This window comes from Tissierella creatinophila DSM 6911 (genome assembly GCF_001940565.1).
In the GTDB taxonomy this organism is placed as follows: Bacteria; Bacillota; Clostridia; order Tissierellales; family Tissierellaceae; genus Tissierella_A; species Tissierella_A creatinophila.
This window is the reverse complement of the sequence record NZ_LTDM01000017.1, coordinates 1-26,226: the sequence shown is the minus strand read 5'-3', so window position 1 is coordinate 26,226 and position 26,226 is coordinate 1. Positions and strand designations below refer to the sequence as shown.

Here is a 26,226-nt window from a genome sequence, read left to right as displayed (position 1 = left end):
TAAGGAATATTCCTTACACATTAATTTACTTGGAATTTTTTAAAGCTTCTTCTCTTTCTTCTTCCCATTTTATTAACCCATCTTCAAATTCTTTAGTATTCATTGGTTTTTTCATTATTCTTTGACCTTTAAACCTTTGCGAAGATACTCCATAAGGTGAGTAGGATGATTCAAAAGGATTTAAATTTGAAGCTGAATATCCTCCACCGCCTAGAGAGTATGGAATTATAAATGCTTCCTCTATAAGAAATGCTTCTGCCTTAGCAAATAAGGATAATCTTTTTTCTATATCTTTTCTTTCACTCTTAGCTAAATTTAATATATTTTCATACCTACTTTTCCCATTTTTGTCAATATAGCTTAAAGCTAGATGAGGTTTATTATAAGTACCCTCTGTATTAAATGGATCTGTAAAAGTCTCAGGGTCTGCATAATCTGGTCCCCAGTTTGTTTCTAAAAGTGCAAACTGACCGGATCTTCTAACATCCTTTAAGAACCCTGTAGGAGGTTTAGCCTCAATAACTATATCTATATAATCTTTTCCTAAAAGATTTTCCATTTGTTGTTGTACTACTTGTGCTCTATTTGCCCATTCGGAAGAACCCGTATTATATGGCATTAAGACCTTAACTGGAAAACTTACCTTTCCCTTTAGTTCCTTTATAGCCTTTTTCTTATATTCCAAAGCCTTTTCTTTATTGAAGGTATCTTTATCTACTATTTCGCCCAAAGGTCCAAAAGAAGTATAATCTTTATCTTTTATACTTACAAAATTTTTAGGAGTTATTGTGTTATGAATTCTTTTTTCTGGATTATAAGGCTCTGCAGTTAACATTGCAGCTTTTCTATCTAAAGAATGAAACAAAGACTTCCTAAAACTTAGATTATTTACAGCTATCTTCCAGTTATCTGGTTCATATTCTTCACTAAAATTTGGATCAAAATTTAAAGCATAAAAATAACTATAATGATTTGTCCTATTTGGTCTAATCATAGTTTCTTTTTTCTCATCTTTTATCCATTGATCTAGTATGGTAGATGGTATAGTGGTATTATCTATCTCGCCTCTTAAAAATAGTTCAGGCGATAAATTATCAGCTTCTTTATTATATGTTTCTATAATCTTCTTTATATGAACATTTTCTTTGTCCCAATAATTTTCATTTTTCTTTAAAATTCTTTTACTTTGTGGTTCAAACTTCTCAAGTATATAAGAGCCATTGTAAAGAATATTTTCATTATCCGTACCAAAACTTTCTCCTACCTCTTTTAAAAATCTACCATTTACAGGAAAAAAACATACATAAGTTAACATAGATAGAAAGTATGGAGTTGGCTCTTTTAGAGTGTATTCCAATGTATACTTATCTTTAGCAATTACTCCTACTTCTTCAAAGTCTTTAATTTCTCCATTATAATACTTTTCTCCATTTTTAATTACACTATAAGCAATATTTGCAGTCAAAGACTTATTTTCTCTAGTAAGTACATATCGAAGTGAATCCACAAAATCATTTGCCGTAACTTCTCCGTATTCGGTGCCATCTCTTTTAAACCATTTTACACCTTCTCTTATCTTAAAAGTATAAGTTAAATTATCTTCACTTACACTCCATTTAGTAGCTAAAGAAGGTTGTATTATTCCATATTTATCATAATCTACTAATGTATCAATAAGATTAGAAGCTATACCAAATTCGTTTGTACTAGAAGTTATTAGATAATTTAAAGTAGTTATTTCACCTGAATATACAGACCTATAATCTTCAAAATTCTCGATCTCAGAAATATTTTTCGTACATCCCGTAAACATTAAAGTCAATATTAAAATTAAGGATATTATCTTTTTCATCTTTTCCCTCCAATTCTTAACCAATATATCTTAACAATCAAATTAAACACCTGCTTATATATCTATATTAGAATAACTATAAAAATATTAATAGTTTCAAAAATTAAAAAAATGCTTACTAAATTTTTTTTAGTAAGCATTTTACTTATATCGGTCTTAAAATAAGTTTAAGTTTAATTCTTTTGAAAGTTCCTTTAACACACTATGTCCTAAGAGAGAATTCCCATTTTTATCTAGAGATGGACCAAAAAATCCTATCCCATATTTATCCGGAACTACACTTAAAATTCCCCCAGCTACTCCAGATTTAGATGGAATGCCAACTTCTACTGACCATTGTCCACTGAAATTATACATTCCAGAGTGTGTCATGATAGCTATTAATAAACTACTTATTTTTTTCTTATCTATATCAGCATTAATCTCTATATCCTTAAATCTATTTGCTATAGAGAGTCCTATATTTGCCAAATCTATAGTATCTATATTAATAGAACACTGTTTAAAATAGTTATCTAATATAGATTCTACATCTCCTCCTATAATGTTTTTGGATTTCATAAGATAAGCAATCGCTCTATTTCTATCCCCAGTATTCTTTTCAGAAATATAAACATCTCTATCATAATCTATATTAGGATTAGAAGCTAAGGTTCTAACAAGATTGAGTATTTTATTAAACTTTTCATCCCCTTCTCCCTTAATCAATGAGGTAATAGCTATTGCACCAGAGTTTATCATAGGATTTATTGCTTTTTCTGTTTTATTCTCTCCAAGGTAGCTTATAGTATTAAAAGGTTTTTCACTTCCTTCATACCCTACTTTTTTAAACACTTCTTCAATGCCTATATCTAATATGGCTTGCATAAGAGCTATTATCTTAGAGATACTTTGAATAGTAAATTTTTTATTATAATCTCCTGCACTAAATATATTTTTATCTTTATCTATTATACTTATCCCACAGTCTTTAATATTTGCATTTTTTAAAGCTGGTATATAGTCAGCTACTTTTCCGTATTTATATAGATTTCTATTATTGTCTATTACTCTTTGTAAGATTTTCTCCATTTTTATTCTCCTTAATTGAAAAGATCTTCTTGAATCTTTTTAATTACTGTATTTGACGGCGCTTCAAATGATTTGCCATTTAAATACTCCATTATATCGGTGAGCCCATTAAACTCTATTCTATAAGAATGTAAAATTTGATTTTCAATACCATATTTATCTTTAAAAACCTTATTTATACTTTCACTGCCATATTTCCTATCCCCTAAAAGTGGATATCCAAGAGAAGATAGATGACCTCTTATTTGATGAGTTCTACCCGTTATAAGTTCTACCTCTAGAAGTGAATAACCATTTTTCACGATTAAAGGTTTTAATCTCGTTATAATCTCTTTAGATCCTTCTAAATCTTTTGATGATACTTTCACTTTGTTTCTATCTTCATCCTTTAAAAGATAAGCTTTTTCCTCCCTTTCGTTTTGCACTTCACCTTTTACAATAGTTTTGTAAAATCGCCTTACTGTTAAACTTTTTAGGGCTTCATTCATAAGTTTAAGACTTTGATAATTTTTAGCACCTATTATAAGTCCAGATGTATTTCTATCAAGTCTATTACATATTGAAGGAGTAAATGTTTTTTCTATCCTAGGTACATAATCACCTTTTCTTATAAGATAAGAAATTAGGCTATCTACTACATTTTCTTCAAACTCTCCTCCCCGTCCATGAGAAAGCATTCCAAGTTCTTTATTTATAAGGACTATATTTTCATCTTCATAAATAATATCTAGGTTTAAATTTGACTTTGCCTCTTCTTCGTCTCCTTCAAATTTTTCTATTGTATCTTCGGCAAGATATAATTGAACCTTATCCCCCTCATAAATCATACTTTCAGGCTTTGCTCTTTTTTCATTTAACTTGATGTTTTTCTTTCTAATCATCTTATATATAAATCCTGTAGATGCATTAGAGAGATATTTTTTTAAAAATCTGTCTAATCTTTGTTCACTTTCATTCTTATCAATTTCTATTTCTCTCAATTTATTTCACCTTTTCTTTCTCTTTATGTTATAATTATATTATATATTACAATAAAGTAAAACTTTTATTACAATAAGGTTAATTTTTTACTTTATACATAGATAAAAAGAGGGTGAAATGATGAAAGATTATTTAGAAAAAGCAAAAGATATATTATACAATATCTCAGACTATATAATAATGTTTACTATTATACTTGCTATAGGTCTTATAATTGGTTGGAGACTAGATATATTGTTTCCTCAAACAACTGCAATGGTTGAGCCAAATACATTAGCTAAAGTAGAAGATACGAACTCTAAAACAATAGAAAAGCCTGAGACAAAATCTATAGAGACTAAAGTGCCTAAAAAAGAGGAGCCTATCATTATAACAGTATCCATACCAAAAGGTACACCTTCTAGCAATATAGGTGATATACTATTAGATAATGGACTTGTAGCATCTACCAAAGAATTCGAAGACAAAGTACAACAATTAGATTTAGAAAAAAGTTTACGTTCAGGCCAATATGATATATCAAAAGATTCTTCTTTAGAGGAGATCGTAAAAATAATAGCAAATCAAAAATAAAGCATATGTGAATATCCACATATGCTTTATTTTAATATTTTTCATTTATATATCCATCTATTAAAGATTCTTTTTTATCTTCTATAAATACATTTTCTTCCTTTAAAACATCTAAAAGCCACTTAGCTTTAGAGTGAAAAATAGCCTCTTTATAGTCAAGAAGTACTATTTCATATAATTTATCTTTTAAAAATTTAGATTGTACTTTTATATAGTAAGCTTCAACCCCTTTAAATTCTAAAAACTTTAAAAGACTAAGTGCAGACCTATCTTTTTCATGATAATAGTTATTGCCTTTATTAAAATAGTAATTGTAGTATTTTTGATGCTTTTTAGTATTCTTTATTTCTTTTGCCATCATATTATAATATTTTGCAAGCACATTATAATATTGATAATTAAACATTCCCTTTTCATAACTATCAACTCGTAGAAATGGTTTTAAATTAGTTTTTCTTACTAAATCAAAATTATATTCTAAAAACTCCCTTTTACTTATATCTCCATTTGTAAATTTCATAATTAATGAGGATCTTTCATCAAAAAATTTATCAAAGACTCCTTTTTTTCTATAAATTGTCAAATTATACACCCATTCTAATTCTTTTTAAATATATTATATCATAGATATCAAATATTTTTTAATAAAAAAACTTCTTCATTAGTTAACTCTCTATATTCGCCTAAATCTAAGCTCTCATCTAAAGATAATGGCCCCATAGAAATCCTCTTTAAATATAGTACTCTCATAGATAGAGATTCAAACATTCTTTTAACCTGATGATATTTTCCTTCTTCTATAGTTAAATATACCTTAGAGATAATATCAGAAGAGATAATATCAGACTTTATTATTTCTAATTTAGCCGGAAGAGAAATGTATCCATCTTCTAGTCTAATACCATTTTTAAAATTTTCTTTATGTTCTTCTTCTACAACTCCATCTACTTCTACATAATAAGTCTTAGAAACTCGCTTTTTAGGCGATAACAATTCATGAGATAACTTTCCATCATTTGTTATAAGCATAAATCCTTCAGTATCTTTATCAAGTCTTCCAGCTGGAAAAGGATTATATATCAGATACTCATCTGATAGAAGACTTATAACTGTATCTGTTAAGGGATCATCAGTTGATGATACAAGTCCTTTTGGCTTATTCATCATTAAATAAATATATTTTCTATATATAACTTTCTCTCCATGAAAATATATTTCATCCGAATAAGGATCTACTTTTATATCATTTTTTAAAACTATTTCATTATTTACTTTAATACTTCCATCTTTTATAATTTTTTTAATTTCTTTTCTACTACCATATCCCATATTTGATAATACTTTATCTAATCTTTCTTGTCCTGACATTTCATCACCTTTAATAGTTTAATTTTTGTAAAATTATTTCTGTATAAATTTAAAAGATTTGAAGAAACTATATATAGTATCGATTACATTTTGAAAGGAGATTTATATGCATAATAAAGATGAAGTAATAGAAGGAGTAAAATGCATAGTAAATAATTGTCATTACAATAGTGAAGGCAATAAATGTGTAGCTGGTAAAATAGAAATAGCTCCTAGAAATGCAAATTCTTCAGAAGAAACTGACTGTAATACCTTTAAATCTATTGAAACAATGAACTAAAGCAAAAGGGCAGAACATCTGCCCTTTTAAATATTAAGCATTTACCCTTAGTTCTTTGTCATATGCAATTGGTTCTAGTTCTATACAATAAGATTTTAGATTTTCTGGTATATCTTCTAAAACATAGTCCACATTTATAAAGAATTCAGTATTAAACTTTTCTCCAATAAAAGTAAGCTTTTCTAATAGTTTTTTTAAATCTTTTATTTCTATATCCATAATCTTATATATACCATCTACATATATCTTTTCTATATCATAATCCCTACTAATGATTCCACATAAAAAGCCATAGAAAGATTCAATATCCAAAATCTTGAATTCCATGGCATTAATTAACCTTACATTATAATCTAAAGTAAATATGTGATCATCATCAACATCTACAAACGCAATATTTCCATTACCCTCTTTTTTGTCTTTATTTGCATTATCTATTAACCATTTAGTTTTACCTGTTCCCTTTGCACCTAAAATAAAATTTACCATGTTAAACACCTAGCCTTTCTTTTATATTAATTTAAAATTTCAATAAAATTAGTCTTTTAACATTTAACTGTTTTGGTATTTTTTTAGAGCCGTGCCATTTAAATAATTGAACTTTTTACCTTGATAAGAATTGTTTTTCTTCATAGTTTCTACTATTTCATCTCTTATCTTCCACCAAGAGGTATCCCAATTTACAAATAACCCATTCTCTTTAGGAGCCCTTCCTATAATTCTTTGAACTACTATCTCAGGATCTAAATATTCTAAAAATCTGATAACCCTCTTTTCATACTCATCTTTAGTAATCATAGTAAATTCTCCTCTTTCATACTGATTACCAATTAGAGTTCCTTTTACAATATATAAAGCATGAAGCTTTATTTCATCTATACCCAAGGATGATAAAATTTTAGCATTTTCTATAGTATCTATCATATTATCCCAGGGAAGATTAAGTATTAAATGGGTACATATTCTCAAGCCATATTTTTTTATTCTAAGTACCGCATCTATAAACTCACTTAATCCATGTCCTCTATTGATTTTTATCAGGGTATGATAATTTACTGTTTGAAGACCTAATTCTATGGTTATTGAAAGATTATATTCTATTTTTATCTTATTTAAAAACTCTAAATAATCATCATTAATACAATCTGGTCTTGTGGATATAGATATCCCAACTATCTCATCTCGTATGCTTTCTTTAATATACTTTTTAAAACTTTCAAGTTCTAAATAAGTATTAGTAAAATTTTGAAAATATGCTATAAACTTTTTAGCTTTATATCTCTTTCCTATATATTCAATATTTTTATCCATTTGCTCTTTTACTGATAAACTATCACAAAGACTTTCAAAGCTTCCTCCTTCTTCACCACAAAATGTGCATCCCCCATGACTTATATTACCATCTCTATTGGGACATGTAAGTGGCAAATTTATAGGAATTTTATAAATTTTTTCCCCAAACTCCTCTTTTAAAAATCCTGAATAACTCCTATATACTTCTTTTTTATTCAAAAGTTCCACCTCTAAGATTTAAATGATTAAATAACTATTCTTACTAACTATTATATCATACTTAATTTAAAAAGTGATATAAATAAAGAATTTTCAGTTTTTTTTATTTTATTTAAATAAAGTACTCTACAAATGTAAAGTACTTTATTTTTTATTATTCTTCTTCGTCATACTCTCCATATTCTAAATCATCTTCATCTTCAAACAGTTCAAAATAAGCTTTAGAAACTAATTCTAACTCTTTATCATCTTCTATTGGAATAAGATCAAACTCTTCATCAGAATCTTTATACTCATAAAGTAATATTTCATCTTCATCTGATGGAAGCAGTGCAATATACTCTTTATCTTCCACTTCAAAAACACCTAATACCTGACATTCAACCTCTTCATCATCTTCAAAAGTTAAATAAATTACATCTATTTCTCCTTCGTGATCATGCTCATGATCATGATTGCAATTTTCATCATGCTCGTGATTATCAATTTCTTTTTTCATAGCACATTCCTCCTTATATTTAAAACACATAAACTTTTTGTAGTTTATAATTAATTATACCCCTTATAGGAATATATTAAAACCCCATTTTAAACTATAGATACTATAAAAATCAATTATATATTTATTGCAATTTTTAAAATATCTTTTTAAGTGTAATATTTCCAATTATATCTATGGTTTTTAAATAAATCATTTCATTTTCTAAATTAGAAATACTAACTAAAATGTTTTCTTCTATATTTAGTTTTTTTGTATTCCTAGATATTTCTTTAATTATTATAAAGCTTCCTTCTTTATCTTTATACCCAATACCTATATATTCTATTAAGTTTAATGAATTGTTTAATAATATTGTATTTATTATTTCTTTATCCTCTAATCCTAGTTCGATTTTTTCAAGATCTATACTATATTTTCTTAAAATAATATTCACTATACTTTTATTTTCATCATAATTAGTATCTAATTCAACACTAGAGTAAGAATCATTTTCTGTACTTAAAACTTCATAATTAGATTGAATTTTATTAGATAATCTTTTTCTTATTACAACTTCAGAGACTTTTCCCATATCTGAAATTATCCATCTCCTATTATTGTTTTCACAAACGGATGCAAGAGTTCCACTTCCTGTAAAAAAGTCTGCAACTATAGATGATTCATCTGTTGAAGAAAGAATAATTCGCTCTAGTAGCTTCTCAGGCTTTTGAGTAGCATATCCAACCCTCTCACTTGATGTTCTACCCACCATATTTATATCCCAAACATCTTTTAAATTCACTAGTGTATACCATCCTACTTCATCCTCATATTCCTTTACATCTTTAAACCTATATGGTTTAAGTCCTCTATTATATGACTTTTCTTTTTGAGGATTAAATATATAGCTATCAGTTTTAGTATAGACTAGTATATTATCATGTTTTCGAGAAAAACTCCTCTTTCCAGTGCCTCCAGATTTATAAGACCATATAATTTCATTTAAAAACCTGTTTCTACCAAATATATAGTCCATAATTATCTTTACATAATGTACAGCTTTAGAGTCTAGATGAACATATATAGTTCCTCTTTGGGAAAGAAGTTCTTTCATAAGAAAAAGTCTAAGGGTAATCATCTCTAAGTATTCTATAAATCCATTTTTCCAAGTATCCTCATATGCAAAAGGCTTTATTACGTGTTTTTTTAACCCATCAGATATCTCTACTCTATGACTGTAATTTGCCTTAGTAAAAAAAGGTGGATCAATACATATAAGATCTAGTTTAGAAGAATATCCTCTATCCAATAAATCTTTCATAGCCTTTATATTGTCACAGATATATAGTTTGTTTTTTATTGTATCATCCCTCTGATTTGGATTTAATATTATTTCTTTATCAAATACGTGTTTTTTCCCCGCCTTAATCTCTTTAAACTCTGCTTTGCTCTTTTCTAATATTTCAGGTATGGATTTTATTATATCCATAGCTTTATCCTCTCCCTTATTTAAATTAAAATATACCCTATAATAGGGTATATTTTAATTATTTAAATCTATATGACAATAACCACCCGGATTTTTCTTTAAATAATCTTGATGATATTCTTCAGCTTTAAAAAAAGATTTTAAAGGTTCTATTTCTGTAACTATAGGCTCACTATATTTTTGTCTTTGTTCTTCCAAGGTTTCAAGTATTATCTGTTTATCTTCTTCATCAGTATAGTAAATTCCTGTTCTATATTGAGTTCCCTTGTCTGGTCCTTGTCTGTTTAGCATTGTGGGGTCTATTATATGCCAAAATTTATTTAATAATTCTTTTAAACTTATTACATTTTCATCAAACATTACATATGTGGTCTCAGTATGCCCTGTAGTACCAGTACAAACCTGTTCATAGCTAGGATTTTCTCTCCTACCATTTGCATATCCAACATCTGTATCTACTACTCCTTTTATTCTTGAGAAATATTCTTCTACACCCCAAAAACATCCTCCAGCTAAATATATATCCTTCATATTATCGCTCTCCTCTTCTACCTATCATATTATAAAACTTATAATTAAAGGCGCTAAAAAAACTGTCACAATTCCTGCAATACCAATCGCAAGAGAACTCATAGCTCCTTCAACTGCCCCAAGTTCCATTGCCTTAGCAGTACCTACTATATGAGAAGCTGTACCTAGTGCTACGCCCTTTGCTCTTTTGCTTTTTATTTTAAAGATATTTAATATAGTAGGTCCTAATATATTACCCAATGTTCCTGTTGCTATAACAAATGCTATGGTTATTGAAGGATTACCTTTTATCTGATGGGATATATCCATAGCTATTGCAGAAGTAGTAGATTTTGGTATTAAAGATAGCATCATTATATTATCAAGTGAGAAAAATTTAGCCATTATAGTTATAGATAATATACCGGCAAGAGATCCCGTAAAAATGCCTATCAAAGTAGGAATAAAATTTTTCTTTAAGAGTTCTAGCTTCTTATATACAGGAATAGACAAAGCAACTGTTGCAGGTCCTAAGAAAAAGCTTACAAGTCTACCTCCCTTTTCATAACTTTCAAGACTTATATGGAAATAATTTAAAAGCCAAATAATAAATATTGTACTTATTATTATTGGATTTACTAAGGGATTTTTTATTTTTTTATAAACAAAATTTGCTATACTAAATACTATTATGGTAAGAGTCACTCCAAATAAAGGTGTATCTACATATTCTATCATATATTTTTACCCTTCTTTTTACTTTCTAATACTTCTATAGTATATCCTGTAACAACTATAACTACAGTAGTACTTACTAAGACAATAATTGCTAAACTAATCAGATTTCCTTTAAAGAGCTCTAATTCTCTTACTATCCCAACCCCTGCTGGAACAAATAGTATGGAGAGATTATCTAATAATGTATTTCCTATATCTTCCACCCATTTGAGCTTTACTATCCTTGTCATCATAAGAAAGAGTAGTATAATCATACCTAATATGGTAGCAGGAATCGGTAGATTAAACCTTATCTGTAAAAATTCCGCTAAAAATAATGTTCCCAATATAATTCCAAATTGCCCCAATTTGTTCAATAAATATCTCCCCCTAAGACTATCTACCTTTCATTTAAAAAAACTTTATCTATATTTTACCACATATATCCCCTTAAATCTTTATAAATGGATTAAAAAACTACTACAACTTATAGTTTATAGTAGTTCTTTTAATTTATCCATATTTTTAATTATTATTTTTTTATTGCCTTCTAGTTTTATAAGTCCTAGTTCACTAAAATAGATTAGTTTTCTTGTCATAGTCTCTCTAGATATACCTGCATAGCTTCCCATTTCTTCCCTATTGATAGAAAGATTTAAAACTATACTATTGCCCTCTTTAGTGCCAAAGCTTTGAATTAGTTTTAATAAAAGTCTTGCTACCTTAGAATTAGCATTAGTAGAAGATAGTCTATCTACTAAATCTTCTGCATGCCTTATTCTCTCATAAGCTTTTTCTAAGATTTTCAAAGTAATAGTAGGGCTTTTTATGGCTATTTCATCAAACTTAGATTTTGTAAGTGTACTTATTACTGTATCTTCTAAAGCTTCTCCATTATATTTATATTCGTCTTCTTTTAAAAGATTGAATGCACCTATAAAGTCTCCTGAACCATATATATAAAAAATTTGTTCTCTACCATCAGCAAAACTGTTATATATCTTCATCTTTCCTGAACATACAATATATAGTCTATCTGCTTTATCACCTGTTTTAAAAATATACTCTCCCTTTTTAAACTCACGAGTTACAACGCCTTGAGATATATCATTTAATTCATTATTATTTAAACTCGACAATAAAGGTATATTGTGAATACAAGAAACACCATCAAAACCTTGACAATTACTATTGCAAATATTACATGTTTTTATGCTTATCACCCACTAAAATTATTAGACATATGGATGTTTATATAATTTTCCTTTTCTTATGAACATTTTCTTTTTCTTTTTCTACCATCTTATCTAATATACCTTGAAATTCTTTAGCTTTTTCTATATCCATTTCTGGTATACCTTTTAAAGTATATTCTATATTTAGGTTTTCATATTTTTCAAGTCCCATCTTATGATATGGGAGGATTTCAAATCTATCTATTTTTTCAACTATATGCTTTACATTATCAAATAAGTTTTTTATACTCTCTTTATTATCAGTAATAGATGGTACCATCACATGTCTTAGCCATAGTATACCATGAAAATCTTCTATATAGGATAGGAATTCATAAAATCCTCCCATTGATTTTCCTGTAACGCGTTTATATCCTTTGTTATCAAAATGTTTTATATCTAATAAAACTATATCCACATTTTGTAGTATTTCTTTATAATATCTCACATCACCATATCCACTAGTATCTATCGCAGTATTTATTCCTGCTTCTTTTAACTTTTTTATAGTTTCTAATAAAAACTCTCCTTGCATTAAGGGTTCTCCCCCAGAAAAGGTAACTCCTCCTCCAGTTCTTTTATAATATGATTTATATCTTTTAGCTATATTTACTATCTCCTCAGGTGTAATTCGAGTTTTAGAAAACATGGATTGACTATCTGGATTATGGCAATAAGCACATCTCAAAGGACAACCTTGGAGGAAAAAAACAGTTCTTATGCCAGGACCATCTAAAAGTCCCATTGTCTCTATTGAATGAAGTCTTCCTTCCATCGTATATATTCTCCTTTTAGTCCTTTAAACTCTTTTATGGAACGTTCTATTTATTACCTCTAACTGTTGTTCTTTTGTAAGTCTATTAAAATGTACTGCATATCCTGAAACTCTTATTGTAAGAGTTGGATACTTTTGAGGATTTTCCATAGCATCTATTAAAAGTTCTCTATTAAGTACATTTACATTTAAGTGAAATGCACCACTATCAAAGTATCCATCCATTATTCCTACTAAATTGTTTATTCTCTCTTCTTCATTATTTCCAAGCGTTGAGGGTGTTATTGAAAATGTATTTGAAATACCATCTTGGCAACAATCTTTATAAGGCAATTTTGCTACTGAATTAAGTGAAGCTAGTGCTCCATTTTCATCTCTTCCGTGCATTGGATTTGCACCTGGGGCAAAAGATTCTCCTTTTTTTCTTCCATCTGGAGTAGATCCCGTTTTTTTACCATATACTACATTTGAGGTTATTGTAAGAACAGATAGAGTATGTTCTGAATCTCTATATGTAGGTGTTTTTTTAAGTTCTTTAATAAACTTTTCTACTACATCTTTAGCAATATCATCTACTCTATCATCATCATTTCCAAATTTAGGAAAACAGCCTTCTATTTCAAAGTCTATTGCTATTTTGTTTTTATCTCTTATTGGTTTAACTTTCGCATATTTTATAGCACTTAAAGAATCTGCAACTATTGAAAGACCTGCTATTCCAAATGCCATATATCTATGAACATCAGTGTCATGAAGTGCCATTAGTCCTCTTTCATATGCATACTTATCATGCATATAATGAATGGTATTCATAGTGCTTACATAAAGGTTTGAAAGTTTAGCAACTACTTTATCATAGTTTTTTAACACTTTTTCATAGTCTAAAATTTCATCATCTATTGGTTTTATTCCATCGATTACTTTTAAAAGACTGCCATCTTTATCTTTTTTAATTTCATCTATTCCACCATTTATTGCATATAATAATGCCTTAGAAAGATTTGCTCGTGCTCCGAAAAACTGCATTTCTTTTCCTACTTTCATAGCTGAAACGCAGCAAGCTATAGCATAATCATCTCCATAAACTGGTCTCATTAAATCATCATTTTCATATTGAATCGAACCTGTTTGAATTGACAACTTGGAACAGTATTTTTTAAACCCTTCTGGTAAATTTTCTGACCAAAGAACTGTCATATTAGGTTCTGGGGCAGGAGAGAGTGTTTTTAATGTGTGAAGAAATCTAAATGCAGTTTTAGTAACTAATGTTCTTCCATCTTCACCCATACCACCTATTGATTCTGTAATCCAGTTTGGATCTCCTGCAAATAATTCATTATAATCTGGAGTTCTTAAATGTCTTGCCATTCTTAGTTTTATAACAAATTGATCTATCAATTCTTGAGCAAACTTTTCATCTATTATTTTATTTTCTAAATCTCTTTGTATATATATATCTAAGAAAGTAGTATTTCTCCCAAGACTCATAGCGGCACCATTGTTTTCTTTTATAGCAGCTAAATATCCAAAGTATAGATATTGTACTGCTTCTTTTGCATCTTTAGCAGGCATAGATATATCTATACCATAACTATTTGCCATATTTCCTATCATCTCTAGTGATCTTATCTGTTCAGAAACTTCTTCTCTAAGTCTTATTATATCTTCTGATGAATTGCCTTTTATATTTTCATAGTCTTTTATCTTTTCATTTTTTAGAAAATCTAAACCATAAAGTGAAATCCTTCTATAGTCTCCTATTATTCTTCCTCTTCCATAAGCATCTGGAAGACCGGTAAGAAGACCTGCTGTTCTTGCAATTCTCATCTCTTTTGTATATGAATCAAATACTCCTTGATTGTGAGTTTTTCTAAAGTCATTAAAATATTTCTCTTGTGTTTTATCCATCTTTTCTCCATAGGCATTTAAAGAGTTTTGAACCATTCTATATCCACCATATGGGTTTACTATTCTTTTTAAAGGCTCATCTGTTTGAAATCCAACTATAAGTTCATTTTCTTTATCTAAATATCCAGCCTCATATTTATCTATACCAGAAAATCTATCTGTATCTATTTTTATATTTCCAGTTAAGATTTCTTCGTTTATCATCTTTTCAGCTTTATCCCAAAGGGTTTTTGTCTTATCTGTTTCTTTCTCTAAAAACCCTTCGTCATCTTCAAAAGGCGTATAATTTAATTGTATAAAATCTCTTACATCTACTTGTTCATTCCATTTACCTTTTTTAAATCCATCCCAAGATTTCATCAATTCATCCCCTTAATCTATATAAGTTATTTGTTTCCTTAATTAATTATATAGTCTAAGCAATATTTATGCAGTGATACAGGTCACATTTTTAAAAAAATTTAAAAAAAGTATCTAGCTTTAAGCTAAATACTATAAGTTATACTCAGATATTTTGTTTTTTATATCTATTTCTTGTTCTAAATAATCTTCATAAGTTTCTATGTCTACAAAAAGATCTCTAATGTTTTTATTAATCTTATCTATACTAGATTCATTTATAAAATCAACTGAAATGTTTTTACAAAAATTGTTTGCGATACTATCTAATATAGAATGCACTATTTTCTCTTTATCTATTTTTTCTATATCTTTATCAGTTAAACTCTTCCTTATTCCCTGACTAAATACATATCTTATATAAATTAAAAACCTTTCAAAATCCTCTGCCTGCATTCCATTTTCAATTTCAAATATTATCTTAAAAAATAAATTCCATCTAAAATCTTTATTTATAATATCTAATATCTTTGAACCCATTTTTCTAGTAAATCTATCTTTATAAGATATTTCTCTTTCAAAATCTATATATTTATTGAAGGTCATTTCTTTGTTTCCTATTTCATTTAATCTATTTAAAATTCTTAGGAAATTATTACTATAATTTGCAGATTCCTCCGAACCGCCTTTCATAAATATATAATTTACTATAACATCTGTTGACTTTTTAAAATCTACTATAAAACCTATTTCTTCTTTTACTTTTATAACATAAATATCATGAATTATTTTAGAAAGAAGTGCTTTTATCTGGGCCTTTTTGTTTATAGCATCACTTGCATCCATGCCATTTACATGATTAAATACAACCATAAGTTGTCTATCTATCATGGCTAAATTATCTTTTATTGAACTCATAATATCTCTAAAAAAGTCTTCTGTGAGCATATAGTTAAAGTTTTTATAGAGTACTCTATGGTCTATTTCACCCCAAAATACATTTACTAAACATTTTACTTGAAGCTCAAAGTTGACTTCTATATCTTCTTTTTTATACTTTCCATCTATTTTATATATTTCGAAACCATTTTTTTGAATTTGTGGTTGATGGTCAGATAATTTTAACCTAATGCTTGAGTTTAAAGGATTAGAATAATATCCATCATCTTCTTTAGTTCTAAATATATCTATTATATCCCCATATATCTTTTTTTCATCTTCTATAAATCTACACTCTATTCTAATACCTATTAAATCAGATAAATTATGTAAAAGATTATCAGGTGTTTTATATTTAAGGTAAAAATTATCTCTTAGTATCTTTTCCTTAAGGCTATCTGGAGATTTAATTCTATAGCTTACATTTAAAAAGTGATCTTTTATAAAAAAGCTATCTGTAAAAAACTTCTCAAGTTCTTTTGACACCCTATCTAAAGTATCTGAACGTTCATCAATAAGGGCTAAAGTTTTATCTATAAAGTCAAATAATTCTAGTTTCATGGCAGCCTCCTAAAAAACATTGTTATTTAATTATATCATAATTAAATAACAATATGTTATATCCGCACAAATTTAAGATCACAAAAGTGCACTTACAAAGTTAAATTTAATCATCAACTTTGTAAGTGCAGTTTCTATAGATTGATTTAAATTAGAACTTATCATAATAAATTAATTCCTCTGGCATACCTTTTTCGGTTAGTACTTTTATTACCGAGTTTATCATAGGTTCATTTCCACATAGATAAGCTTCCTTATTTTTACCATCTTCTATAAACTCCTCTATGGCATTATTTACCCTACCACTAAATCCTCTCCATTCGTCGCCTTCCTTAACTCTAGATATACATGGTATGAATTCAAAGTCATAGAGAGTATCTTCAAGTTCTTTAAAATAATCCAAGAAAAATAAGTCTCCCTCGGTTTTTGCTCCAAAATAAAACTTTGCTTTTCTTTTTATATCATTTGACTTCATCCATTTTAGTATAGATAATATAGGTGCAACTCCAGTACCTACTGCTACAAGAATCATCTCTCTATCGTTATCTTGATAATAAAAGTCTCCATACGGTCCATTTATAGTAACCTTATCGCCAACTTGTAAATGTTGATGCACATAAGTTGTTGCAATTCCTTCGGGAACATAACCTATAACTAGCTCTATGGAATCTTTTTCCATAGGAGATGAAGCTATAGAATACGCCCTGTAGACTTCTTCATTATTTCCTTCATATAATGGAGCTTTAAGTTGCATATATTGCCCCGCTTTAAAGCTTATCTCTTCTCCTTTGGAGAGTTTAATTCTTACCTGCTTTATAATAGGAGTAAGATCAGTTATAGATTCTATATTTGCCTCAAACTCTTTTACGTTAAAGAGTTCTTCTGGGATGTGAATCTTCATATCTTGCTTTACTTTACATTGACAAGAAAGCCTTATATTATTCTTTAAATCTTCCTCATCTAAAAATGTAAGTTCTGTTTGTAAAACAGGTCCTCCACCTTCATCAACTTGTACTTTACAATATCCACAAGTTCCCTTTCCACCACATGCTGATGGGATAAATATCTTTTCATCTATAAGTGAAGAAAGCAAGCTATTTCCTCCTTCTATAGTAAACTGCTTATCATCGTTGATTGTTAAACTGACCTCTCCATAATTTCCTATAGTTCTATCGGCTATTGTAAGTAATAATGCGAATAAAGCAGATATTGCAGTAATAGATAATGTAGTCATAAGTATTGTATTCATAAGCATGCCTCCTAACTAGATAGTTTTTTAACTATTGAATCTGTACAATTCCAGAAAATCCTACAAATGCAAGTGCCATAATTCCTGTGATTATAAGTGTAATACCCGGTCCTTTTAAGCCTTCAGGAACAGGAGCATTCTTAATTTTTTGACGTATACCTGCAAGTGCTGTAATAGCTAGTGTCCAACCAAGGCCAGAACCAATACTAAATCCTACAGTTTGCATAAAGTTATAATTTCTAATAATCATAAATAAAGATACTCCAAGTATTGCACAATTTACAGTTATAAGAGGTAAAAATATTCCAAGTGAATAATATAAATTTGGTAAATATTTTTCTAAAACCATCTCTAATAACTGTACAAAAGCTGCTATGCTTACAATAAACACAATAAAACGTAAATATTCAAGTCCTAGTGGCTCTAATATCTTTTGGTAAATAAAGTAATTTATTATAGATGTAAATCCAAGAACTACCGTTACTGCTTGACCAAGTCCTAAGGCAGTTGGGATTTCTTTTGAAACTGCTATGAAAGAACACATTCCAAGAAAATTTGAAAGAATCATATTGTTAGTAAATATGGCTGCTATAAATATCACAAAAGGATTTAATTCTATCATGCTTTAGACACCTCTTTTCTTTTTTCTTTTTTATTTAAAAAGATATTTGCACCCCATATTATCATAGCCAATAAGAAAAAAGCTGCCGGGGGCATAACCATAATTGTCCAAGGAGTAAAGTTTTCTGAAAATATTGTATATCCAAATAACGTTCCAAAACCTAACAACTCTCTTACAAAAGATATCATAAGAAGCACCATAGTGTATCCAAGACCTGATGCAACTCCATCTATTAAAGAAATAAAAGGAGTGTTCTTTTGAGCAAATGCTTCTGCTCTACCCATTATTATACAGTTTGTAATAATAAGTCCTACATAAGGTCCTAATGCCTTACTCATATCTGGATAATATGCTTTTAAAAATATGTCCACTATAATTACATATGCAGATATTATAAGTACCTGCACCATCATCCTTATATGTTTTGGGGTAAATGATCTTATAAGTGAAATTGTAAAAGATGAAAGTGCAGTTACAAAAATCAGTCCAAGGCCCATTATAAGAGAATTTAACATTAAATTTGTTACAGCCAAAGCGGAACAAATACCTAATATCTGACCAAAAACTGGATTATCTTCCCATAGTCCCATTCTAAATATTTCTTTTACTTTTTTCATAGCCTAATCCACCTTCTTTTCCTCTAAGATTTTTCCTATATTTACATTTACAATATCTCTTACAGATTGAGATGTTAAAGTAGCACCTGTAATAGCATCGACATTTGCATTGGGAGAGGGAGAATATACTATATATTCATTCTTTGATTTTTTAAGTTCAATACCTCTAAATTGATTTTTATACCAATCTTCGTCAATTCTTCCCCCAAGTCCAGGTGTCTCTGAATGTGATATAAACTCAATTCCTACAAGTTTAGAATAATCTGCTGAAATCCCTATATAAGCTTCTATGCTACCCCATAGACCTGCCCCTCTAACAGGATAAGCAAAAGCTTTTACATCTTCATTTTCTCCTAATAAATATACTTTTTCACCATCTATTTCTTTAATTGTTATTTTCTCTTTAAACTGTTTATCAATTTTCTCTGGGTCTTGAGATTTAACTGGTATATCAAATACATAAAGAATCTTTTTTTGAAGATCAGCACTTGCTAAAAACTCAATCTGCTCGGCAGTACTATGGTCTAAAAATGCCAGTAAAAATGTATAAATAGCAGTTATTAAAGACATGAAAATTATAGGATAAGCAAATGATTTTTTCATACTGCTACCCCCTCTTTTTTCTTTTTAATTTCTTTTTTATGTTTTTTAAGTCCCTTTATAGCTTCATCTAATATAGGAACAAATGTATTTGAAATAAGAATTGCAAACATCATACCACCTGTGAATAAAGAATAAGTTCTTATTATCATTGTAATAACACCTATCATAACTCCATAAATCCACTTTCCTTCTTTTGTCTTGGCTCCTGAAACTGGATCTGTTGCCATAAACACAGTACCAAATAAGAATCCACCTGAAACTAGTGCAAATAAAGGATTTGCTATCTCAGTATTTCCTCTAAAGTAAATTATACTACCTAAGCCTAAAAATCCTAATAGAGTTCCCGCCATAATTTCCCAAGAAGCTACTTTTTTATAGATTAAATAAACTCCTGCTAGTATAATAAGTATAGCACTAGTCTCACCTATAGAACCTGATATATTTCCTATTAGAAGACTTTTAAAATCTACCATATCACCTGAATTTCTAAAAATAAGCATAGGAGTTGCTTGGGAAACTGCCTCTACCCCTTCTGTTATATATGTAGCAAATCCTCCTGGAAATCCACTCGCAGCCTTTGACCACTGTATTGTAAGTGGGACGGGGAAACTTACGTAGACAAATGCCCTAGCGACTAAAGCTGGATTAAAGACATTTCTACCAAATCCTCCAAATACTGCTTTACCAAACATTACTCCAAATATAATACCTACAATAGCTATCCAATAAGGAATAGATGGTGGTAAGGTCATAGTATACAGAATGCATGTTACAAATACTGCTTCAGATATTTTCTTTTTATTTCTTTTCTCGAAAACGTATTCAGTACCCACACCAAATACCGTTACTAAAGATAAGAGTATTAAAGTTCTCCATCCAAAGAAAAATATTGATCCTATTATAATAGGAATTAGAGATATTATAACGGTTCGCATCATCTTTTGATTCATAAAATATTTAGAAAAACTTTCTTTTAACAAAAAACCACCTCCAAAATTTAATTAAATTAATTAGCTTATATAATTGATACCACTTAATTGTAAATTTATTCACACAATTATAAATTCATTATGTATTATTAAATTTATAATTGAATTTTCAATTAAGCTAAATATAAAAAAACTGTGATTTATAAATCACAGTTTTTTTATATTTAGCTTAATTTTTCAACTTTATATTTATTTTCAAGTTCTTTTATTTTTTCTAAATAAATATCTTGTTGCTGAAGTCTTGTAAATTGAGTTTTAATTTCCTCTTTAACTTCTTCAAAAGCTTTTTCATCTTCTTCTGTTTTATCTTCTAATCTTATAATATGGTAACCAAATTGACTTTTAACTGGTTTTGAAATCTCTCCAATTTCCATAGAAAATGCATGATTTTCAAACTCAGGAACCAATTGACCTCTAGTAAATTCACCTAAACTACCACCATTTTCTTTAGAAGGACAAGTAGAGTATTTAGAAGCTGCTTCTTCAAATCTAAGACCTTCCTCTATCTCCTTACAAATGTCATCGGCTTTTTCTTCACTCGCAACTAGAATATGACTTGCTACCCTAGATGCAGGTTTTTTAAAGTGTTCTTTATGTTCTTCATAATATTTCCTTAGCTCTTCTTCACTTGGATTTACTACTGAAATTAGTTTGTTTAATGCATAACTTTTTAATAATGCTTTTTTACTTTCTTCTAAGAGCTCTTTATACTTTTCTTCTTGATCTATATTGTTCTCTTTAGCATCTAAATATATTAACTCTTGATTTATAAGTTCTTCTATTACCTTTTGAACTCCCTCAGGAGTATTAAATTCTCTTGCTATTTGAGGATCTATTTCATTTAAAAACTTAAATGCATCTTGTTGAGTGATTTCTTTACCATTTACCCTTGCTACAATTTTATTTTCTACCATATTTATCTCCTTTAAAAAAAATTAATAAAAAACCTCTTAAAGATAAAATCTAAAAGAGGTTATTATATTTAATTACATAGTTTCGATATTTTCAGCTTGTAGACCTTTTTGTCCTTGAACTACGTCAAATGTAACTTCTTGGCCTTCTTCTAAAGTTTTGAAACCTTCTTTGTTAATTTGTGAAAAATGTGCAAATACGTCATTACCTTCTTCAGTAGTGATAAATCCGTAACCTTTCTCTGCGTTAAACCATTTTACTGTACCTTTCATTCATATACCTCCGAAATTTTATTTCTTTAATTAGTTGTAAAAACTCCACAAATAAAAATTTCCTTGCTATAGTTAGTTAAAAAGATACTACAGAAATTCTTGTGTTACGTTCTTTTACTACTGAATTAAAGTTCTATAAATAGAATACCATGTATTGTCAAATAATGCAAGCTTTTTTTGAAATTATTTTATATTTTTATTCTTTTTATTTATTTAAATATTGATTACTACAACTATATAATATCTAAAAAATGTTTTCTTCTTTCTTTTATAAGACTACTATAATCTATTATATGTCTTTTATATTCTTCATTCATAAGTGGCGAGGAAAGAATAAAGTCTGCTGTAGCTCTATTATTTGCTACAGGTATATCATAAAGTACTGCTATTCTAAGAAGTGCTTTTACATCTGGATCATGAGGTTGAGCCTCTAATGGATCCCAAAAGAATATCATAAGATCAATTTGCCCTTCACTTATCTTAGCCCCAAGTTGTTGATCTCCTCCCATAGGTCCAGATTTAAATGCTTCTACTTCTAAGTTTAGTCGCTCTTCTATAATACTTGCTGTAGTTCCAGTACCAAAAAGAGTATGCTTTTTTAAAACTTCTTTATTATCACTTATCCACTCTATTAATTCTTTTTTCATATTATCATGTGCAACTAATGCTATATTCTTTTTTTCTAATATATTTATTCCTATTTGTCCCATATATCCCCCTACTTTTTATCTTTACAGATGTTAATTTAATTTAACATCTGCAATCTTTTCATTTGCTTTTTTAATTCCATATTCTATGTTTAATTCCTTAACTTGATCCATATTTGTTATAACTATAGGGGTTATAGTGTCTTTTCCACTATCTTCTATTATGTTTTTATCAAAACTTACTAATAGGTCTCCTGCTTTTACCTGATCTCCAAGTTTTATATTGGATTCAAATCCCTTACCATCTAACTCAACTGTATCTATTCCAATGTGAATAAGAATCTCTAATCCTTCTTTGGATTCTATTGAAATAGCGTGCAAAGTAGGAAATAAGACCTTTATCTCACCTCCAATAGGGGAGTAAATTTTTTCACCAGTAGGCATAATTGCAAAACCATCACCTAACATTTTTTGTGAAAAAACTTCATCGGGAACTTTTTCTAAGCTTACGACTTCTCCATCTACAGGGTTGAAAAGTTCAACATTTCTATCTTTCAATGGTTTGTTATCTTTTTTAAAAAAGTTTTTAAACATAATTTCCCTCCTAGATATTATATAACATATACACTTTTACCCATTAAAATCTCATATAAGCTTTCTTGTTTTCGATAAAAAATATTTTAATATAAAACCTAAAATATAAGTATTAAATAACCTTTTATTTAAGCTCTAAATATTTCCATAAACTTTTCACCTGTTATAGTTTCCATCTCCAATAGATAATTTGAAATCTCTGTTAGCTTAGCCCTATTCTCATTTAGAATTTCTTTAGCTTTTTTATATGCACTATCTATTAGACTCATTACTTCTTCATCTACTTTAAACGATGTTTCTTCAGAACAACTAAGAGAAGAATCTCCTCCTAAGTATTTATTTGAAACAGTCTCAAGTGCCATCATTCCAAAGCGTTCACTCATACCAAAACGTGTTACCATAGTTCTAGCAATCTTTGTAGCTTGCTCAATATCATTTGAAGCTCCTGATGTTATACTACCAAAAACTATCTCTTCAGCAGCTCTTCCTCCTGTAAGAGTAACTATCTTATTAAATAATTCTTCCCTACTCATTAAAACACTTTCATCTTCAGCTATCTGCATAGTATACCCAAGTGCACCTGATGTTCTAGGTATTATGGTGATTTTATGAACTGGGTCTGAGTCAGTTTGATTTGCTGCTACTAAAGCATGCCCTACTTCATGATATGCTATTATCCTCTTTTCCTTTGGAGATATTACAGCAGTTTTCCTTTGATAACCAGCTAATATTACTTCTACTGATTCTTCTAAGTCTTCTTGAATTATCTTTTCTCTATCAAACTTTACAGCTCTTAGGGCTGCTTCATTTATTATATTGGCTAAATCTGCTCCAGATGCACCAGCAGTAGCTCGCGCTATAGCATTAAAATCTATATCCTTATCCATCTTAACTTTTTTTGAGTGAACCTTAAGAACTGCTTCTCTTCCACCTATATCTGGAAGTTCTACTGGTATCCTTCTATCAAATCTGCCAGGTCTAAGTAGTGCATTGTCAAGAGAATCAGGTCTATTTGTAGCAGCTAAAAGTACTACACCTTCATTTCCATCAAATCCATCCATCTCAGTTAATAGTTGATTTAGAGTTTGTTCTCTTTCGTCATTTCCAGAAAGCCCTCCAGAGTCTCTTTTTTTACCTATAGTATCTATTTCATCGATAAATACTATGCAAGGAGCTTTTTCTTGAGCTTGTTTAAATAAGTCCCTTATCTTAGCTGCGCCCATACCTACAAACATCTCTACAAATTCCGATCCAGATATTGAGAAAAATGGTACATTAGCCTCTCCAGCTACCGCTCTTGCAAGAAGTGTTTTACCTGTTCCAGGAGGTCCTACAAGAAGTGCTCCTTTTGGAAGTTCTGCACCTATAGCATTGTATTTTTCAGGTCGATGAAGAAAATCAACTATTTCAGTTAAAGCTTCTTTTGCCTCTTCTTGTCCAGCTACATCTTTAAAAGTCTTCCCACCTTCAGCAGAGACATAGATTTTGGCATTACTTTTACCAAAACTCATAGCATTCCCTCCACCCATTTTCTTTTGCATACTCCTAAAAAGAATTTGACCTAGGGCAAAAAATAGTAAAAGAGGAAATATATATGTGAGTAAAAAGTTTAAAAGTGGAGAAATTTCTTTTGGCACTTTTCTATCATAATCTTTTACATTTGCATCTTTAAGCCTTTTAATCAAATCTGCATCTTCCATTCTACCTGCTATATAAATATTCTTATCATCTTTTTTATTTGATTCTATAGTTATTTCTCTATCTCCTACTTCTACCCTTTTAACTTCTCCATCTTCTAACATAGTTAAAAACGTACTATAACTTATGTCTTTAATTCTAGACTTTGCTATAGTTGGCATTATAAATGCATTTATAACTATAACAACTAAAGTTACTACAACATAATAATAAATTAATTTTTTCTTTGGACTTTTATTTGGATTCTTCTTTGAATTCTTGCGTTCATTCATAATTATCTACCCCTTTATTTAAGTGACTTTAATAATATCTTATAAGATGTATCCATAGCCTTCTCTACATTTATATCTTTATAATATTCTTTTTTTCCAATATAATGTGAAAATGTGGAAACAGAACCTCGAATTGCCATTACAAAATAATAAAAGTCTTCTTCTACTGTTACTATACCATCTTTTTTACCTGTTTCCAATAGATGAACTATTATATTGTTTATAGAACTAAAAAAGTAGTTTGTATTACATCCTTCATCAGCTAAATGTTTGTAAAGTTCTTTCAATCCAGCTGAAGATAAAATACTACTAACTATAAACAGATTACTCTTATAGCTATCCTTTATTATAAGAAGTATTTCATAGTATTTTTCTTTAAAACTTTCTTTTATCATTATTCTATTATAGGAAGATTCCATTTCACTATTCATATAATAAATTAAAGCTTTTGATATAGTCTCTTCTTTTGATCCAAAATAGTCATAGATAGTTCCTTTACCTATATCTGCTGATTTTGCAATATCAGAAACCTTAATGGTATAAAGATTATCTCCTTTTTTTATTAGATTTATAACACCATTAAAAATGGTAACTTCTTTCTTAGAGTATATCTTTTTATCTATCATTTTATTTCACCTCTAGCAGAAATTTTTTTCTAAAAATTTGACAAAATAATTTCCTCCTCCAATATCAATTTATATTCTGACCGACCAGTCGGTCACTTCTTGATTATATTATATCTATAGTTATTGTCAACCATTATAATTTTTTTATTTTTGAAAAACATCAATTTTATAGTATAATAGAAACTTAATGGGAGGTATTTTTATGAAAGAAAAAATAGTAAGTGCATTATCAGTTTTTACATCTATCTTTGCTGCTCTCTGCTGAACAGGCGGCATACTACTTGCACCTCTAGGTTTAGGGGCTCTAGGAACTAGCTATTTTGCAGGAATGTCTAAGTATAAACCTTTATTTGTAATCTTAACAGGTATACTTATATATTGGTCTTACAGTATAATTGAAAAGAAAAAATCTAGTAACAAAACTAAATTGTTCTTTTGGATAACGGTTATAGCTTCCATATTAATTCTTTACTCGCCTAATATTTTAAGACTTTTTAATATAATATAAACATATAGGCAGTCCATTTAAATGGA

The 26,226-nt window shown here is 28.8% G+C and carries 29 protein-coding genes; 2 read left to right on the top strand and 27 right to left on the bottom strand.

Annotation, left to right across the window (positions count from 1 at the left end):
* Window positions 1-25: 25 nt before the first annotated feature.
* The 3 genes from TICRE_RS06100 to TICRE_RS06090 form a co-directional block, all read right to left on the bottom strand.
* Window positions 26-1,852, bottom strand: coding sequence for a peptide ABC transporter substrate-binding protein (locus TICRE_RS06100; protein WP_075726165.1), 1,827 nt, complete (start codon window positions 1,850-1,852; stop codon window positions 26-28).
* 156 nt (window positions 1,853-2,008) lie between these two features.
* On the bottom strand, window positions 2,009-2,923 hold the full coding sequence (glsA, locus tag TICRE_RS06095) for a glutaminase A (protein WP_075726163.1): 915 nt from the start codon (window positions 2,921-2,923) through the stop codon (window positions 2,009-2,011).
* A gap of 11 nt (window positions 2,924-2,934) precedes the next feature.
* A complete protein-coding gene (locus TICRE_RS06090) occupies window positions 2,935-3,903 on the bottom strand; it encodes an RluA family pseudouridine synthase (protein WP_075726161.1) in 969 nt (322 codons plus the stop codon).
* 121 nt (window positions 3,904-4,024) lie between these two features.
* Between TICRE_RS06090 and TICRE_RS06085 the strand changes: the two genes are divergently transcribed.
* Window positions 4,025-4,477: a hypothetical protein gene (locus TICRE_RS06085; RefSeq protein WP_075726159.1), complete on the top strand. Its 453-nt coding sequence runs from the start codon at window positions 4,025-4,027 to the stop codon at window positions 4,475-4,477.
* A 31-nt stretch (window positions 4,478-4,508) separates the two neighbouring features.
* Here the strand turns inward: TICRE_RS06085 and TICRE_RS06080 are convergent, their stop codons facing one another.
* Together TICRE_RS06080 and TICRE_RS06075 are read right to left on the bottom strand one after the other, a co-directional pair.
* Complete coding sequence (locus TICRE_RS06080) at window positions 4,509-5,060, bottom strand: DUF6648 family protein (protein ID WP_075726157.1); 552 nt, start codon at window positions 5,058-5,060, stop codon at window positions 4,509-4,511.
* Between the two features lie 47 nt (window positions 5,061-5,107).
* Window positions 5,108-5,845 carry a pseudouridine synthase gene (locus TICRE_RS06075; RefSeq protein ID WP_075726155.1) on the bottom strand — a complete coding sequence of 246 codons (738 nt, stop codon included), beginning with the start codon at window positions 5,843-5,845 and terminating at the stop codon, window positions 5,108-5,110.
* A gap of 106 nt (window positions 5,846-5,951) precedes the next feature.
* Here TICRE_RS06075 and TICRE_RS06070 point away from each other — a divergent pair, with 106 nt between their 5' ends.
* Window positions 5,952-6,125, top strand: a complete 174-nt coding sequence (locus TICRE_RS06070) for a DUF1540 domain-containing protein (protein WP_075726153.1) — start codon at window positions 5,952-5,954, stop codon at window positions 6,123-6,125.
* A 33-nt stretch (window positions 6,126-6,158) separates the two neighbouring features.
* Here TICRE_RS06070 and TICRE_RS06065 read toward each other — a convergent pair whose 3' ends face one another.
* The 22 genes from TICRE_RS06065 to TICRE_RS05960 form a co-directional block, all read right to left on the bottom strand.
* Window positions 6,159-6,614 (bottom strand): hypothetical protein, encoded by a 456-nt coding sequence (locus tag TICRE_RS06065; protein ID WP_075726151.1) that lies wholly within the window; start codon window positions 6,612-6,614, stop codon window positions 6,159-6,161.
* A 63-nt stretch (window positions 6,615-6,677) separates the two neighbouring features.
* Complete coding sequence (locus tag TICRE_RS06060) at window positions 6,678-7,637, bottom strand: TIGR01212 family radical SAM protein (RefSeq protein WP_075726149.1); 960 nt, start codon at window positions 7,635-7,637, stop codon at window positions 6,678-6,680.
* Between the two features lie 154 nt (window positions 7,638-7,791).
* Complete coding sequence (locus tag TICRE_RS06055) at window positions 7,792-8,136, bottom strand: DUF1292 domain-containing protein (RefSeq protein ID WP_075726147.1); 345 nt, start codon at window positions 8,134-8,136, stop codon at window positions 7,792-7,794.
* Between the two features lie 136 nt (window positions 8,137-8,272).
* Window positions 8,273-9,607, bottom strand: a complete 1,335-nt coding sequence (locus TICRE_RS06050; RefSeq protein ID WP_075726145.1) for a DNA methyltransferase — start codon at window positions 9,605-9,607, stop codon at window positions 8,273-8,275.
* 54 nt (window positions 9,608-9,661) lie between these two features.
* Window positions 9,662-10,138 carry a peptide-methionine (S)-S-oxide reductase MsrA gene (msrA, locus tag TICRE_RS06045; RefSeq protein ID WP_075726143.1) on the bottom strand — a complete coding sequence of 159 codons (477 nt, stop codon included), beginning with the start codon at window positions 10,136-10,138 and terminating at the stop codon, window positions 9,662-9,664.
* A gap of 24 nt (window positions 10,139-10,162) precedes the next feature.
* Window positions 10,163-10,855, bottom strand: coding sequence for an LrgB family protein (locus tag TICRE_RS06040; RefSeq protein ID WP_075726141.1), 693 nt, complete (start codon window positions 10,853-10,855; stop codon window positions 10,163-10,165).
* Complete coding sequence (locus TICRE_RS06035) at window positions 10,852-11,211, bottom strand: CidA/LrgA family protein (RefSeq protein ID WP_075726139.1); 360 nt, start codon at window positions 11,209-11,211, stop codon at window positions 10,852-10,854. Before TICRE_RS06035 ends, TICRE_RS06040 begins: the two co-directional genes overlap by 4 nt.
* Window positions 11,212-11,328: 117 nt before the next feature.
* Window positions 11,329-11,973 (bottom strand): Crp/Fnr family transcriptional regulator, encoded by a 645-nt coding sequence (locus TICRE_RS06030; protein ID WP_158016450.1) that lies wholly within the window; start codon window positions 11,971-11,973, stop codon window positions 11,329-11,331.
* Between the two features lie 112 nt (window positions 11,974-12,085).
* Window positions 12,086-12,844: a pyruvate formate-lyase-activating protein gene (gene pflA / locus TICRE_RS06025; protein ID WP_075726137.1), complete on the bottom strand. Its 759-nt coding sequence runs from the start codon at window positions 12,842-12,844 to the stop codon at window positions 12,086-12,088.
* A 24-nt stretch (window positions 12,845-12,868) separates the two neighbouring features.
* The gene (gene pflB / locus TICRE_RS06020) at window positions 12,869-15,112 is read right to left on the bottom strand and encodes a formate C-acetyltransferase (protein ID WP_075726135.1); all 2,244 of its coding nucleotides are present in this window, start codon (window positions 15,110-15,112) and stop codon (window positions 12,869-12,871) included.
* A gap of 132 nt (window positions 15,113-15,244) precedes the next feature.
* Window positions 15,245-16,591 (bottom strand): GTP pyrophosphokinase, encoded by a 1,347-nt coding sequence (locus TICRE_RS06015; protein WP_075726133.1) that lies wholly within the window; start codon window positions 16,589-16,591, stop codon window positions 15,245-15,247.
* Window positions 16,592-16,742: 151 nt separating this feature from the next.
* Entirely contained in the window at window positions 16,743-17,840 is a 1,098-nt protein-coding gene (locus TICRE_RS06010; RefSeq protein WP_075726131.1) for an NADH:ubiquinone reductase (Na(+)-transporting) subunit F, read from the bottom strand.
* A 31-nt stretch (window positions 17,841-17,871) separates the two neighbouring features.
* Window positions 17,872-18,462: an NADH:ubiquinone reductase (Na(+)-transporting) subunit E gene (locus tag TICRE_RS06005; protein ID WP_075726129.1), complete on the bottom strand. Its 591-nt coding sequence runs from the start codon at window positions 18,460-18,462 to the stop codon at window positions 17,872-17,874.
* Window positions 18,459-19,079 (bottom strand): NADH:ubiquinone reductase (Na(+)-transporting) subunit D, encoded by a 621-nt coding sequence (locus tag TICRE_RS06000; protein ID WP_075726127.1) that lies wholly within the window; start codon window positions 19,077-19,079, stop codon window positions 18,459-18,461. The genes TICRE_RS06005 and TICRE_RS06000 overlap by 4 nt, the downstream gene beginning before the upstream one ends.
* Before the next feature lie 3 nt (window positions 19,080-19,082).
* Window positions 19,083-19,682, bottom strand: a complete 600-nt coding sequence (locus TICRE_RS05995; protein WP_075726125.1) for an FMN-binding protein — start codon at window positions 19,680-19,682, stop codon at window positions 19,083-19,085.
* Window positions 19,679-20,662 carry an RnfABCDGE type electron transport complex subunit D gene (locus tag TICRE_RS05990; RefSeq protein ID WP_233120154.1) on the bottom strand — a complete coding sequence of 328 codons (984 nt, stop codon included), beginning with the start codon at window positions 20,660-20,662 and terminating at the stop codon, window positions 19,679-19,681. Before TICRE_RS05990 ends, TICRE_RS05995 begins: the two co-directional genes overlap by 4 nt.
* Window positions 20,663-20,835: 173 nt before the next feature.
* Window positions 20,836-21,585, bottom strand: a complete 750-nt coding sequence (locus TICRE_RS05985; RefSeq protein WP_075726123.1) for a peptidylprolyl isomerase — start codon at window positions 21,583-21,585, stop codon at window positions 20,836-20,838.
* A gap of 72 nt (window positions 21,586-21,657) precedes the next feature.
* Window positions 21,658-21,855, bottom strand: a complete 198-nt coding sequence (locus TICRE_RS05980) for a cold-shock protein (protein ID WP_075726121.1) — start codon at window positions 21,853-21,855, stop codon at window positions 21,658-21,660.
* A 233-nt stretch (window positions 21,856-22,088) separates the two neighbouring features.
* Entirely contained in the window at window positions 22,089-22,565 is a 477-nt protein-coding gene (locus TICRE_RS05975; RefSeq protein WP_075726119.1) for a methylglyoxal synthase, read from the bottom strand.
* Window positions 22,566-22,595: 30 nt separating this feature from the next.
* Window positions 22,596-23,096 carry a PTS sugar transporter subunit IIA gene (locus TICRE_RS05970; RefSeq protein WP_075726117.1) on the bottom strand — a complete coding sequence of 167 codons (501 nt, stop codon included), beginning with the start codon at window positions 23,094-23,096 and terminating at the stop codon, window positions 22,596-22,598.
* 128 nt (window positions 23,097-23,224) lie between these two features.
* Window positions 23,225-25,066 (bottom strand): ATP-dependent zinc metalloprotease FtsH, encoded by a 1,842-nt coding sequence (ftsH, locus tag TICRE_RS05965; RefSeq protein ID WP_075726115.1) that lies wholly within the window; start codon window positions 25,064-25,066, stop codon window positions 23,225-23,227.
* A 14-nt stretch (window positions 25,067-25,080) separates the two neighbouring features.
* Complete coding sequence (locus tag TICRE_RS05960) at window positions 25,081-25,692, bottom strand: TetR/AcrR family transcriptional regulator (RefSeq protein WP_075726113.1); 612 nt, start codon at window positions 25,690-25,692, stop codon at window positions 25,081-25,083.
* Window positions 25,693-26,226 lie beyond the last annotated feature (534 nt).